An 11,919-nucleotide genomic window follows, 5' to 3' on the forward strand; every position below is an offset into this window, starting at 1 on the left:
CGTCCGCGGCCTTCCAATCCGGCCGGGAAAGCAGGCTAGAATCGGGAGCTCAACCGCCCCCGGATGTCGACGATGCGCCGTACCGCCCATTGCCTGATCCTGCTGCTGGTCCCCGTGGCCGCGCATGCCGCGGAGGCGATCGACACCCCGGCCCGCAACGGCTGCACCTACGCGCCGGGGGAAGTGGAACGCGTGGCGGTCCCCGCCGCCTCGGTGAACCTGGCCAACGCCACACCCCCGTCCCAGCCCAAGCACGCCATCCCGGCGCCGCCGCAGGCCGGCGGCGGCAGCGACGAGGAGATCATCCCGCGGCTGCGCGCGCCGAAGTGGCACCGGCTGCTGCCCGGGATGTTCCGCTGATCCAGTCGTTGTTGCGCCGCTGGCGGCGCACGCCCCCCACCGTCGACGAAACGCTGTGGCAGGACATGCGCCGGGGCTGCCCGTGGCTGCATGCGCTGGACGGCGCGCGCGAGCAGCGGCTGCGCGAACTGGCGGCGTATTTCCTGCAGCGCAAGACCATCACGCCGGTGGCGGGACTGGAGCTGGACGCCGGCCAACGCCTGCTGCTGGCGGCGCTGTGCTGCCTGCCGCTGCTCGAGTTCGGGCGCGACGGCCTGCATGGCTGGTCCGAGCTGGTCGTATATCCGGAAGCGTTCCGCGTGCGCCGCAGCCACCTGGATGCGGCCGGCGTGCTGCACGAGTGGGACGACGAACTGATCGGCGAGGCCTGGGACAGCGGCCCGCTGCTGTTGTCGTGGGCCGACGTGCAGGCCGACATCGCCGACCCGCAGGCGGGTTTCTGCGTGGCCGTGCACGAGATGGCGCACAAGATCGACGTGCTGGACGGCGCGCTGGATGGCACGCCGCCGCTGCCGCGCGACTGGCAGCGGCAATGGGCGCGCGATTTCCAGCACAGCTACGACGCCTTCTGCGCGCGCGTGGACGCGGGCCACGAAACCGCGATCGACGTCTACGCGGCCGAAGCGCCGGAAGAGTTCTTCGCCGTGGTCACCGAGTACCACTTCTCCGCGCCGCGCCTGCTGGAGCGGGAGATGCCGGCGGTCGCCGCGCACCTGCACCGCTTCTACGGTCCCTCGCCGTTCGCTGCCGCGACGCAGATCCCGTAGGAACGACTTCAGTCGCGAACGGGGCTTCACCGGGAGAGCCTGTCGCGACTGAAGTCGCTCCTACGGGACCGCCGATTGCCGGCGCGCGGATCACAGGCCCGGCGGCAGCGTCACCTCGAAGCGCGCGCCGCCCAGTTCGGTGGAGCGCTTGACCTGCAGCTCGCCGCGGTAGTCCCGGATCAGGTCCTGCACGATCGACAGGCCGATGCCGTGCCCCTGCACGCGCTCGTCGCCGCGCACGCCGCGCTGCAGGACCTTGGCGATGTTCTCCTCGGCGATGCCGGGGCCGTCGTCGTCCACCGCCAGTTCCAGGCCGGTGCGGCGGCCCGGCGCGCAGGGAATGGCGCGCACGGTCAGCAGCACGCGGCGGCGCGCCCACTTGAAGGCGTTCTCCAGCAGGTTGCCCAGCAGTTCCTGCAGGTCGCCCGGCTCGCCGTAGAACTTGACGCCCGGTTCCAGCTCGAACTCGCACAGCACGCCCTTGCTGGCGTAGACCTTCTCCAGCCCACGCACGATTTCCTCGGCGCTGGCCTCGATCGGTACCGGCGCGGAGAACAGCTTGTGCCCGGACGAAGCCGCGCGCGCCAGCTGGTAGGACACCAGGTTGTTCATGCGCTGCAGCTGCACGTCCAGTTCCTCGCGCAGCGCGCCGTCGCCGGCGCCGCTGTCCAGCTGCGTGCGCAGCACCGCGATCGGCGTCTTCAGGCTGTGCGCGAGGTCGGCCAAGGTATTGCGCTGACGTTCCAGGTTCTCGCGCTCGCTCTCGATGAAGGCGTTGATGCTGTCGGTCAACGGTTCCAGTTCGCGCGGGTGCATCTCGCTCATGCGCTCGCGCTCGCCGCGCTGCACCTTGGTCAGTTCGTTGATCACGCGCTTGAGCGGGCGCAGGCTCCACTGCAGCACCAGGGTCTGCAGCAGCAGCAGGATCAGGCCGGTCACGCCCAGCCAGAACCACACCGCGCTGCGGAACACGCGCAGCTGCTTGCCCAGCGCGCGCGAATCCTCGAGCACGTAGATGGTGTAGGGGAACTCGCTTTCCGGGGTGCCGTCGCCGCCCCAGACCAGGCCCATGCCGTAGCGGTAGACCTCGCCGGGGGCGCCGTCGATCTGGGTGATCGGCAGCGGGCCTTCGAAGATCTCCTCGCGCGGCTCCAGCATGCGCGCGCTGACGTCCGGCAGGATCGGCCCCTCGGCGGACATGGAGTTGCCCGAACGGCCCGGCATCACCACCTGCAGGTACAGGCCGCTGCCGGGCACGTCGAAGCGCGGGTCCGGCGGCTGCTCGCGGATGTAGAGCGAGCGGTCGCGGGTGAAGTCGATGCCGCCGGCGTAGGACGTGGCGTAATTCTTCAGCCGTTCGGAAAGATTGGCGCGCGCGGTGCCGGCGAAGGCCGCGTCCAGCGCGTAGCCGGCCAACGCCAGGAAGGCCACCAGGCCCACCGAGGCGGCCAGCAGCTGGCGCGCCTGCAATGAACGCGGCCGCCAGCGCCGGAAGAACCACAGACGGCCGTAGATCATGCCCGTACCGCGCGCGGCGGATCAGCCCTCGTTGCGCGGGATGGCGAAGCGGTAGCCGCGCCCGCGCACGGTCTCGATCGGCTTGAGTTCGCCGTCCGGGTCCAGCTTCTTGCGCAGGCGGCCGATGAACACTTCCAGCACGTTGGAATCACGGTCGAAATCCTGCTGGTAGATGTGCTCGGTGAGGTCGGCCTTGGAGACCAGTTCACCGGCATGCATCATCAGGTACTCGAGCACCTTGTACTCGTAGCTGGTCAGGTCGACGTTGCTGCCGGACACGCTGACCGTCTGCGCGGCCAGGTCCAGCGCGACCGGGCCGCATTCCAGGGTGGGCTTGGACCAGCCGGCGGCGCGGCGCAGCAGCGCGTTGACGCGGGCCAGCAGTTCCTCCACGTGGAACGGCTTGACCAGGTAGTCGTCGGCGCCCTGCTTCAGGCCCTCGACCTTGTCCTGCCAGCTCGAACGCGCGGTCAGGATCAGCACCGGGAACTTCTTGCCTTCGTCGCGCAGCGCCTTGATCAGCTCCATGCCCGACATCTTGGGCAGGCCCAGATCGATGATGCCGACGTCGAACGGCACCTCGCGGCCCATGTACAGACCTTCCTCGCCGTCCTGCGCGGCATCGACGGCAAAGCCTTCGCGCTTGAGCCGGGCCGCCAGGGTTTCGCGCAGCGGGGCTTCGTCTTCGACCAGAAGGATACGCATGAACTCTCCCTAGTTGCTTGGCCGGCGGAAACCGGCATGTGTAAGCGGATTGCGGGACAACTATCGCCGTTCAGGGGTTATCGCCGCGTGGTGGCAGCTCGACCTGGCGCGGTGCCCGGGGGGCCCGCGGCGACCGCGGCGTGTCGTCCATGTAGCGGACCCGACCGCGGTCGTCCATGTACTTGACCCGGTTGATGTCGCGGCCGTCGTACGGCACGCGCTCGGCGCCGAGGATACGGCCGCCGGTCTCGCGCTGCACACGCCGCACCGCGTCGGAAAGCGAACCGGCGTCCTGCGTGCGGACACGCCGGGCTTCGCGCTCGACGGCGCGGGGCGGTTCGCGCATGGCCGCGTCTTGGGCCCAGGCCTTCGCCGTCGGCATGCCGGCCGCGAGGGCGGCGGCAGCGGTAAGGACAAGAATGTGACGCGGAACCGGAAGCATGGGGTGATCCTATCGGACTGCGGCGGATCGTTCAAAATCCGTGAAACGGGCGTCCACGGGAATTTTCACGAGACTCACGAAATCGAGGCAAATTCTTGATTTTTAGGGGTGAATCCGATCTGAACTCTCCCGGCCCGCGACCCGCTCCGTTCAGCTACCTGAGCAAAATGAATACGCGCTGCCGCCTCAGGCGGCGCGCGCTGCCTGCTCGCGGGTGACCTGCACGGCCTGTTCGACCAGGGACCAGTCGGCGCCCGGGCGGTGGGCGCCCTCGCTGAGCACCTGGCGGAAACCGCGGCCGCCCGGCTGGCCGTGGTACAGCCCGAGCAGGTGGCGGGTGATGTGCTTGAGCGCCAGCCCTTCCTGCAGCCTGGCCTCGACGTAGGGGCGCATCTGCCCCAGCAGGTCCTCGCGGCTGCGCGGCGTGGCGCCGGTCTGCGCCGCATCGAGCAGGTGCAGGACGTAGGGGTCGTGGTAGGCCGCACGGCCCAGCATCACCCCGTCCACGTGCGCCAGCTGCGCCTGCGCGGCCTCGACGGTGGCCAGGCCCCCGTTGAGCACCACCGGCAAGCCCGGGCGTTCGGCCTTGAGCCGCCAGGCCCAGTCGTAGCGCAGCGGCGGGATCTCGCGGTTCTCCTTGGGCGACAGGCCCTTCAGCCACGCATTGCGCGCGTGCACGACGACCATGGCCGCACCGGCCTGCACCTGGCGGTCCACGAAAGCGGCGAAGGCGTCGTAGTCGTTGTCCTCGTCCACGCCCAACCGGCATTTCACCGTGACCGGGATGTCCACCGCCGCGGCCATCGCCGCCACGCACTCGCCGACCAGTTCCGGCTCGCGCATCAGGCAGGCGCCGAAGCGCCCGGCCTGCACGCGGTCGGACGGGCAACCGCAGTTGAGGTTGACCTCGTCGTAGCCCCAGTCCGCGGCGATGCGCGCGGCCTGCGCCAGCAACGCCGGATCGCTGCCGCCCAGCTGCAGCGCCAGCGGGTGCTCGCTTGCTTCGAAACCGAGCAGGCGCTGGCGGTCGCCGTGGATCACCGCGTTGGCGTGCACCATTTCGGTATAGAGCCGCGCGCCGGGCGCGAGGATGCGGTGGAACACGCGGCAATGGGTGTCCGTCCAGTCCATCATCGGGGCGACGGACAGGCGCAGGGAGGCGGCGTAACGCGGGTCGTGGATCGGCTGCAAGGCGGATTCGTCCGGACGTGGAATCGGCTTCGCCTGCGCGCAGGGGCGGCGCAGGGGATGCCAAGGGTAAACGAAGCACCTGAACGGGGCCGCGCCGGCTCCCAGCGCCACCGGGTGGAGACAGGACACGGCACGAACCGCGATCGGCACGGCGCCCGGCGCCGCGGGAGGCGAGAATGCGCCCATGAACGCCTACGCCCTGCTCGCCTGCGCCATCGTCCTGGAAGTCATCGCCACCTCGCTGCTCAAGGCCTCCGACGGCATGAGCCGGCTGTGGCCGACGCTGGGCGCGCTGGCCGGCTACGGCCTGTGCTTCTGGCTGCTGTCGATGGTGATGAAGTCAGTGCCGACGGGCATCGCCTATGCGATCTGGTCCGGGGTGGGCATCGTGCTGATCGCGCTGATCGGCCTGGTCGCGTTCAAGCAGAAGCTGGATCTACCGGCGCTGATCGGCATCGCGCTGATCTGCGCCGGGGTCGTGGTGATCAACGTGTTCTCGCGCTCGACCGCGCACTGAGCCCCTCCCGCCCGGACGCGCCGTCGCTTGACCGGCCGCGCGCGCCCACCTATGGTGTGCGCGCCGAAGGTTTCCATCGCTTCATTCGGATGAAGGGATGGAATTAAACGGGAATCCGGTGAAGCGCGCCCGCAAGGTCCGCCATTCCGGAGCTGCCCCGCAGCGGTGAATGGAAACGACCGCCGTCATCGAGCACTGGGCCACGGCCCGGGAAGCGACGGCCACTAGGCGGACGCAGCCGCGTCCCTGTCCATCAGCCCGAATACCGGCCTGGGCCGGGAGGCGCGTCGCCTCCTGTTTCGACCTGGCGTCTCCGCGGGGAGGCGGCCGGAACCGTCCGCGCGGCCGCGAGGCGGCGCCGCCTGCCTTCGCCCTGGAGCCCGGTTCGCCCGCGGGGGCGAAGGTCGCTGGCGGGATGGCGTGCGGGTCCGGGAGGACCGGCGCGGCATCGCGCGGTTCCTTCGTTCCTCAATGCCCACGCAATGAGGAAAGTGTCATGACAACCGTTACCAACCTGGGGTTTCCCCGCATCGGCGCGCGCCGCGAACTCAAGCGCGCGCTGGAAAGCCACTGGCGCGGCGAGAGCGATGCCGCACACCTGCAGGCCACCGCCGCGGCGCTGCGCGCGCGCCACTGGCGGCTGCAGCGCGAGGCCGGCGTGGACGTGCCGCCAAGCAACGACTTCTCGCTGTACGACCACGTGCTCGACACCGCGTTCCTGTTCGACGCCATCCCCGCCCGGTACCGCGCCCTTGCCGACCGCGACCCGCTGGCCGCGTATTTCGCGATGGCGCGCGGCCTGCAGCGGCCGGGCATCGACGTGCCCGCGCTGGAAATGACCAAGTGGTTCGACACCAACTACCACTACCTGGTGCCGGAGCTGCGGGCCGGCCAGCGCTTCTGCCTGCGCGGCGACAAGCCGCTGGCCGAGTACCGCGAGGCGAAGGCGCTGGGCATCGAGACGCGGCCGGTGCTGCTGGGCCCGGTGAGCTTCCTGCTGCTGTCCAAGGCCACCGACGGCAGCGATCCGCTGGACCTGCTCGACACCCTGCTGCCGGTCTACGCGCAATTGCTTGAAGCCTTGAAAGCCGAAGGCACGCAGTGGGTGCAGCTGGACGAACCCGCGCTGGTGCAGGACCTGGACGATGCCGCACACGCCGCCTTCCAGCAGGCCTACGCCCGCCTGGCCGACACGCGGCATCCGGACATCCTGCTGGCCACCTATTTCGGCGCGCTCGACGACAACCTCGCGCTGGCCACGTCGCTGCCGGTGCAGGGCCTGCACGTGGACCTGGTGCGCGCGCCCGAACAGCTCGACGCCGTGCTGCGTGCGCTGCCGGCCAGCCGCGTGCTGTCGCTGGGTCTGGTCGACGGACGCAACATCTGGCGCAACCCGCTGGACGGCGCGCTGGTCCTGGCCCGCTATGCGCTGGGCCATCGCGGCGGCGAGCGGCTGTGGCTGGCGCCGTCGTGTTCGCTGCTGCACTGCCCGGTGGATCTGGCACTGGAGAAGAAGCTCGATCCCGAGCTGCGCGGCTGGCTGGCGTTCTCGCGGCAGAAGCTGGGCGAGCTGCGGCTGCTGGCCGACGCGCTCGACGGGCGCGCAGGCGCCGAAGCGGCGCTGGCACCCGCGCGCGAAGCGGCCGAATCGCGGCGCCGCTCGCCGCGCGTGCACGACGCCGCGGTCAAGGCGCGCGTGGCCGCGCTCACCGCCGCCGATGCCCGCCGCGCCACCCCGCATGCACGGCGCCTGCCGCTGCAGGCCGCGACGTTGCGCCTGCCGCCCTTCCCCACCACCACCATCGGTTCGTTCCCGCAGACGGCGGAGGTGCGCGAGGCCCGCGCACGCCACCGCGCCGGCAGGCTTGCCGACGCCGACTACGAGGCCTTCCTGGCCGCGCAGACCGAGCAATGCGTGCGCGCGCAGGAGCAGATCGGCCTGGATGTTCTGGTACACGGCGAGTTCGAGCGCAACGACATGGTCGAGTATTTCGGCGAGCAGCTCGACGGCTTCGCCTTCACCGGCAACGGCTGGGTGCAGAGCTACGGCTCGCGCTGCGTGAAGCCGCCGGTGATCTATGGCGACGTCAGCCGCCCGGCGCCGATGACGGTGCGCTGGTCGCGCTATGCGCAGTCGCTGACCGACAGGCCGATGAAGGGCATGCTCACCGGCCCGGTGACCGTGCTGCAGTGGTCGTTCGTGCGCGACGACCAGGAGCGCGCGCAGACCTGCCGGCAGATCGCGCTGGCGCTGCGCGATGAAGTCGCCGACCTGGAAGCGGCCGGCATCGCCGCCATCCAGATCGACGAACCGGCGCTGCGAGAGGGGCTACCGCTGCGCCGCGCGCAGCGGCGGCAGTACCTGGACTGGGCGGTGGAGGCGTTTGGCATCGCCGCCAGCGGCGTGGCCGACGCCACCCAGATCCACACCCACATGTGCTATGCGCAGTTCAACGACATCATCGACGCGGTGGCGGCGCTGGACGCGGACGTGATCTCGATCGAGACCTCGCGCTCGCGCATGGAGCTGCTCGACGCGTTCGCGCGCTTCGACTACCCCAACCAGGTCGGCCCCGGCGTGTACGACATCCACTCCCCGCGCGTCCCGGACAGCGCCGAGATGGTCGCGCTGCTGCGCCGTGCGGCCGAGGTGCTGCCGGCGGAGAAGCTGTGGGTCAACCCGGATTGCGGCCTGAAGACGCGCGGCTGGGCCGAGACCCACGCCGCGCTGGAAGCGATGGTGGCGGCGGCGAAGGTGCTGCGCGGCGAACCCGTCGCCTGAAGGAACGCAGTGGAGGCCCGGCCCGCGCCGGGCCTCCACGGTCAGGTGATGGCCAGGCCCGGCAGTTCCACCGAGATCACGCCTTCGACGCGACCGAGTTCCTCGGCCTTGGCCAGCAGCCGTTCGCGCGGCAACGGCGGATCGCAGTCGATGTCGACGATGTCGTTGTCCTGCTCGCGCGGGCGCAGGGTGATGCGTTTCACCGGCAGGCCGGCGTCGCTGGCCGCCGCCTCGACACGCGCCAGCGGCGTGCCCACCGCCACGCGCAGCCGCAGCCGGCCGCTGCGCGCGCGGCGGCGCAGGTAGCGCTGTTCCAGCGGCTTGAGCAGCGCCAGGATCGCCCACGTCAGCACCGTCGCCATGATCGCCGCCGCGTACAGGCCGGAGCCGGCGGCCAGGCCGACCGACGCCACCGCCCACAGTCCCGCCGCGGTGGTCAGGCCGCGGATCACCTGTTCGCGCTGCAGGAACAGGATGGTGCCGGCGCCGAGGAAACCGACGCCGCTGACGACCTGTGCGGCGATGCGCGAAGGGTCCAGCACTACGTTGGGCTGCCCCAGCACGTCGGCGAAACCGAACGCGGACACGATGATCGCCAGCGCCGAGCCCACGCAGACGAGCATGTGCGTGCGCAGCCCCGCCGCCCATTCCAGGCGCCCGCGGTTGATGCCGATCACCGCGCCGAGCAGGGCCGCCAGCAGCAGCCGCAGGCCGAGTTCCCACCACTGGATCATTGCCGCCTCCCTATCGCGTGCCGTTGCCGCAGTGTAGGCCGATGCGCGCGCCACGCCGCATCGCGCCGCGAGCGCTGCGGACCGGCGCCGGCCGGCACGGCGTTAAACTCCAGGGCTCCCCCGCACCGGAACATGCGATGTACGGCCATGACACAGCCCTGCTGGTGATCGACCTGCAACCCGATTTCATGCCCGGCGGCGCGCTGCCCTGCCACCAGGGCGACGCCATCGTGCCGGGCATCGCCGCGCTGCTGGCGCAGCGCCGCTACGCCACCGTCGTCGCCACGCAGGACTGGCACCCGGCCGACCATGCCTCGTTCGCCAGCCAGCACGCCGGGCGCCGGCCGTTCGAGTCGATCGAGCTGCACGGCCATGCGCAGACGCTGTGGCCGGACCACTGCGTGCAGGGCAGCGCGGGCGCGGGGCTGCACCCGCAGGTGGACTGGAACAGCGCCGACCTGGTCCTGCGCAAGGGCAGCGACCGCCAGGTGGATTCGTACAGCGCGTTCCGCGAGAACGTCGGCCCGCGCGGCGACCGCCCGGCCACCGGCCTGGCCGGCTGGCTGCACGAGCGCGGCATCGCCGAGGTGCACGTGTGCGGGCTGGCGCGCGACTACTGCGTGCTGTGGAGCGCGCAGGACGCGGCCATCAGCGGCTTCCGCGTGCGTTTCCTGTGGGAGCTGACGCGGCCGGTGTCGCCCGACAGCGATGAAGCCACGCGGATTGCGTTGATCGAGGCGGGGATCGGGATCGGGGAGTGAGTGAAGAGGAGTGAGAAGAGGCGGGAAAACCGCCGTTCTCTCGTTCCTCGTTCCTCCCCTCTCGTTCCTGGCCTTTACCGGAACACCACCGTGCGGTGGCCGTTGAGCAGGATGCGGTGTTCGACATGGCGGCGCACCGCGCGGGCCAGCACCAGCGATTCGGTGTCGCTACCCAGCCGCACCAGGTCGCGCGGCGTCATGGCGTGGTCCACGCGGGCGACGTCCTGCTCGATGATCGGGCCTTCGTCCAGGTCGCTGGTGACGTAGTGCGCGGTGGCGCCGATGATCTTCACCCCGCGCGCGTGCGCCTGGTGGTAGGGCTGGGCGCCCTTGAAGCTGGGCAGGAAGCTGTGGTGGATGTTGATAGCACGGCCGGCCAGCGCGGCGCACAGCTGCGGCGAGAGTATCTGCATGTAGCGCGCCAGCACCACCAGGTCGATGCGCTCGCGTTCGACCAGGTCGAGCAGCTGCCGCTCCTGCTGCGCGCGGTTCTCCACGCCCACCGGCAGATGGTGGAACGGCACGCCGTAGGAGACGGCCAGCGCGGCGAAATCCTGGTGGTTGGAGGCCACCGCGGCGATGTCCACCCGCAGGTGGCCGCTGTGCGCGCGGAACAGCAGGTCGTTCAGGCAGTGGCCCTGCCTGCTGACCAGCACCAGCAGCCGCGCGCGGCGGCGCGCGTCGTGCAGCTGCCAGTCCATCGCGAACGCCTCGCCCAGCCGCTGCAGGCGCTCGCGCACGGCGGGCTCCTCGCCGGCCGCGGCCATGTCGAAGTGCACGCGCAGGAAAAAGCGGCCGCTCTCCTCGTCGCCGAACTGCTGGGCGTCGAGGATGTTGCAGCCGGCCTCGAACAGCAGGCCGGAAACGCGGTAGACGATGCCGGTACGGTCCGGGCAGGAAAGCGTGAGGATGTAGTCGGGGCGCATCGGCGGAGTCTAGCGACGCACGAAATTTTCCGGGGAAACCAAACAAGGCCGCCGTAGCTGCGGGGCTCGCCCCGCAGAGCCCCTGCCGGGAAAGCCCCGTGCCGGGCGAGCCCGGCACCTACACGAACAGGTCGCGCAGGCCGTGCGGCTGGCAGCGCAGGTACTGCGGCGCGGCGTGCACCTGCGCGCCGAGTTCGGCGGCCGCGTGCCAGGGCCAGCGCGGGTCGTAGAGGATGCCGCGGGCGATGCCGATGGCATCGGCGTGGCCCTCGGCCAGGATGGTTTCGGCCTGGCGCGGTTCGGTGATCAGGCCCACCGCGATCACCGGCGTGGCGACTTGCGCCTTGATCGCGCTGGCCAGCGACACCTGGTAGCCCGGGCCGACCGGAATGCGCTGGCGCGGGTCCAGCCCGCCGCTGGAGACATGGATGAAATCGCTGCCGCGCGCTTCCAGCGCCCTGGCCACGGCGACGCTCTGCGCCACGTCCCAGCCGCCCTCCACCCAGTCGGTGGCGGAGATGCGCACGCCCACCGCGACGCTGGCCGGCACCGCGGCACGTACCGCATCGAACACACGCAGCAGCAGGCGCATGCGGTTCTCCAGCGCGCCGCCGTAATCGTCCTCGCGCCGGTTGCTCAGCGGCGACAGGAACTGGTGCAGCAGGTAGCCGTGGGCGGCATGGATCTCGATCAGTTCCAGCCCGAGTCGCACCGCACGGCGCGCGGCGGCGGCGAACGCCTCCACCACCGCGTCGATGCCGGTCGCGTCCAGCGCCTGCGGCACCGGGTCGCCGTCGTTGAACGGCAGCGCCGACGGCGCCACCACCTGCCAGCCGTGCGCCTGGTCCGGCGCGATGGCGCCGCCGCCGTCCCAGGGCCGTGCGGTGGAGGCCTTGCGCCCGGCATGGGCGAGCTGGATGCCGATGGGCATCTTCGACCAGCGCCGCACCGAGGCCAGCACCTCGCCCAGCGCCGCTTCGGTGGCGTCGTCCCACAGCCCGAGGTCGGCCCAGCTGATGCGGCCGCGCGCTTCCACCGCGGTGGCTTCCAGGATCATCAACCCGGCGCCGGACTGCGACAGCGTGCCCAGGTGCTGGGCGTGCCAGCTGGTGGCGCGGCCTTCGTCGGCCGAGTACTGGCACATCGGCGCGATGACGATGCGGTTGGAAAGCGGCAACGGGCCGAGCGACAGCGGCGAGAACAGGTGGCTCACGTG

General features: G+C 70.9%; 12 protein-coding genes and 1 riboswitch. Of the genes, 5 read left to right on the forward strand and 7 right to left on the reverse strand.

The genetic code is table 11. From position 1 onward, the window contains the following. Nucleotides 1–72 precede the first annotated feature (72 nt). A complete protein-coding gene (locus tag ABTV91_RS00905; RefSeq protein ID WP_433852772.1) occupies nucleotides 73–360 on the forward strand; it encodes a hypothetical protein in 288 nt (95 codons plus the stop codon). Next, on the forward strand, nucleotides 327–1,127 hold the full coding sequence (locus tag ABTV91_RS00910; RefSeq protein ID WP_433852773.1) for a zinc-dependent peptidase: 801 nt from the start codon (nucleotides 327–329) through the stop codon (nucleotides 1,125–1,127). Before ABTV91_RS00905 ends, ABTV91_RS00910 begins: the two co-directional genes overlap by 34 nt. Before the next feature lie 90 nt (nucleotides 1,128–1,217). Here ABTV91_RS00910 and ABTV91_RS00915 read toward each other — a convergent pair whose 3' ends face one another. The 4 genes from ABTV91_RS00915 to dusA form a co-directional block, all read right to left on the reverse strand. Continuing rightward, complete coding sequence (locus tag ABTV91_RS00915) at nucleotides 1,218–2,645, reverse strand: ATP-binding protein (protein ID WP_433852774.1); 1,428 nt, start codon at nucleotides 2,643–2,645, stop codon at nucleotides 1,218–1,220. Between the two features lie 21 nt (nucleotides 2,646–2,666). Then, nucleotides 2,667–3,350 (reverse strand): response regulator transcription factor, encoded by a 684-nt coding sequence (locus ABTV91_RS00920; RefSeq protein ID WP_053520384.1) that lies wholly within the window; start codon nucleotides 3,348–3,350, stop codon nucleotides 2,667–2,669. Nucleotides 3,351–3,420: 70 nt separating this feature from the next. Further along, nucleotides 3,421–3,792, reverse strand: a complete 372-nt coding sequence (locus tag ABTV91_RS00925) for a PepSY domain-containing protein (RefSeq protein WP_433852775.1) — start codon at nucleotides 3,790–3,792, stop codon at nucleotides 3,421–3,423. A 186-nt stretch (nucleotides 3,793–3,978) separates the two neighbouring features. After that, nucleotides 3,979–4,983 (reverse strand): tRNA dihydrouridine(20/20a) synthase DusA, encoded by a 1,005-nt coding sequence (gene dusA, locus ABTV91_RS00930; RefSeq protein WP_433852776.1) that lies wholly within the window; start codon nucleotides 4,981–4,983, stop codon nucleotides 3,979–3,981. Between the two features lie 184 nt (nucleotides 4,984–5,167). On the opposite strand from dusA, the gene ABTV91_RS00935 reads away from it, so the two are divergent. Then, nucleotides 5,168–5,500 carry an SMR family transporter gene (locus ABTV91_RS00935; protein WP_433852777.1) on the forward strand — a complete coding sequence of 111 codons (333 nt, stop codon included), beginning with the start codon at nucleotides 5,168–5,170 and terminating at the stop codon, nucleotides 5,498–5,500. Nucleotides 5,501–5,550: 50 nt separating this feature from the next. Beyond that, nucleotides 5,551–5,788, forward strand: a riboswitch (cobalamin riboswitch). 208 nt (nucleotides 5,789–5,996) lie between these two features. Then, entirely contained in the window at nucleotides 5,997–8,282 is a 2,286-nt protein-coding gene (gene metE, locus ABTV91_RS00940; protein WP_433852778.1) for a 5-methyltetrahydropteroyltriglutamate--homocysteine S-methyltransferase, read from the forward strand. 41 nt (nucleotides 8,283–8,323) lie between these two features. Here the strand turns inward: metE and ABTV91_RS00945 are convergent, their stop codons facing one another. Then, nucleotides 8,324–9,016 carry an MgtC/SapB family protein gene (locus tag ABTV91_RS00945; protein WP_433852779.1) on the reverse strand — a complete coding sequence of 231 codons (693 nt, stop codon included), beginning with the start codon at nucleotides 9,014–9,016 and terminating at the stop codon, nucleotides 8,324–8,326. Nucleotides 9,017–9,153: 137 nt separating this feature from the next. Between ABTV91_RS00945 and pncA the strand changes: the two genes are divergently transcribed. Beyond that, the gene (pncA, locus tag ABTV91_RS00950) at nucleotides 9,154–9,777 is read left to right on the forward strand and encodes a bifunctional nicotinamidase/pyrazinamidase (protein ID WP_433852780.1); all 624 of its coding nucleotides are present in this window, start codon (nucleotides 9,154–9,156) and stop codon (nucleotides 9,775–9,777) included. A 74-nt stretch (nucleotides 9,778–9,851) separates the two neighbouring features. On the opposite strand, the gene purU is transcribed toward pncA, so the two are convergent. Both purU and ABTV91_RS00960 read right to left on the reverse strand, forming a co-directional pair. Further along, the gene (gene purU, locus ABTV91_RS00955; RefSeq protein ID WP_433852781.1) at nucleotides 9,852–10,703 is read right to left on the reverse strand and encodes a formyltetrahydrofolate deformylase; all 852 of its coding nucleotides are present in this window, start codon (nucleotides 10,701–10,703) and stop codon (nucleotides 9,852–9,854) included. A gap of 118 nt (nucleotides 10,704–10,821) precedes the next feature. Next, complete coding sequence (locus ABTV91_RS00960; protein ID WP_433852782.1) at nucleotides 10,822–11,916, reverse strand: NADH:flavin oxidoreductase/NADH oxidase; 1,095 nt, start codon at nucleotides 11,914–11,916, stop codon at nucleotides 10,822–10,824. Between the last annotated feature and the right edge of the window lie 3 nt (nucleotides 11,917–11,919).

It is taken from the genome of Stenotrophomonas nitritireducens (assembly GCF_050984405.1).
Lineage (GTDB): Bacteria > Pseudomonadota > Gammaproteobacteria > Xanthomonadales > Xanthomonadaceae > Stenotrophomonas > Stenotrophomonas nitritireducens_B.

Bases quoted from the DNA above. Each gene is read 5' to 3' on its own strand.
- ABTV91_RS00905 (WP_433852772.1), top strand. From the start codon at position 73: ATGCGCCGTACCGCCCATTGCCTGATCCTGCTGCTGGTCCCCGTGGCC.
- ABTV91_RS00915 (WP_433852774.1), bottom strand. From the start codon at position 2,645: ATGATCTACGGCCGTCTGTGGTTCTTCCGGCGCTGGCGGCCGCGTTCA.
- ABTV91_RS00920 (WP_053520384.1), bottom strand. From the start codon at position 3,350: ATGCGTATCCTTCTGGTCGAAGACGAAGCCCCGCTGCGCGAAACCCTG.
- ABTV91_RS00925 (WP_433852775.1), bottom strand. From the start codon at position 3,792: ATGCTTCCGGTTCCGCGTCACATTCTTGTCCTTACCGCTGCCGCCGCC.
- ABTV91_RS00935 (WP_433852777.1), top strand. From the start codon at position 5,168: ATGAACGCCTACGCCCTGCTCGCCTGCGCCATCGTCCTGGAAGTCATC.
- metE (WP_433852778.1), top strand. From the start codon at position 5,997: ATGACAACCGTTACCAACCTGGGGTTTCCCCGCATCGGCGCGCGCCGC.
- ABTV91_RS00945 (WP_433852779.1), bottom strand. From the start codon at position 9,016: ATGATCCAGTGGTGGGAACTCGGCCTGCGGCTGCTGCTGGCGGCCCTG.
- pncA (WP_433852780.1), top strand. From the start codon at position 9,154: ATGTACGGCCATGACACAGCCCTGCTGGTGATCGACCTGCAACCCGAT.
- purU (WP_433852781.1), bottom strand. From the start codon at position 10,703: ATGCGCCCCGACTACATCCTCACGCTTTCCTGCCCGGACCGTACCGGC.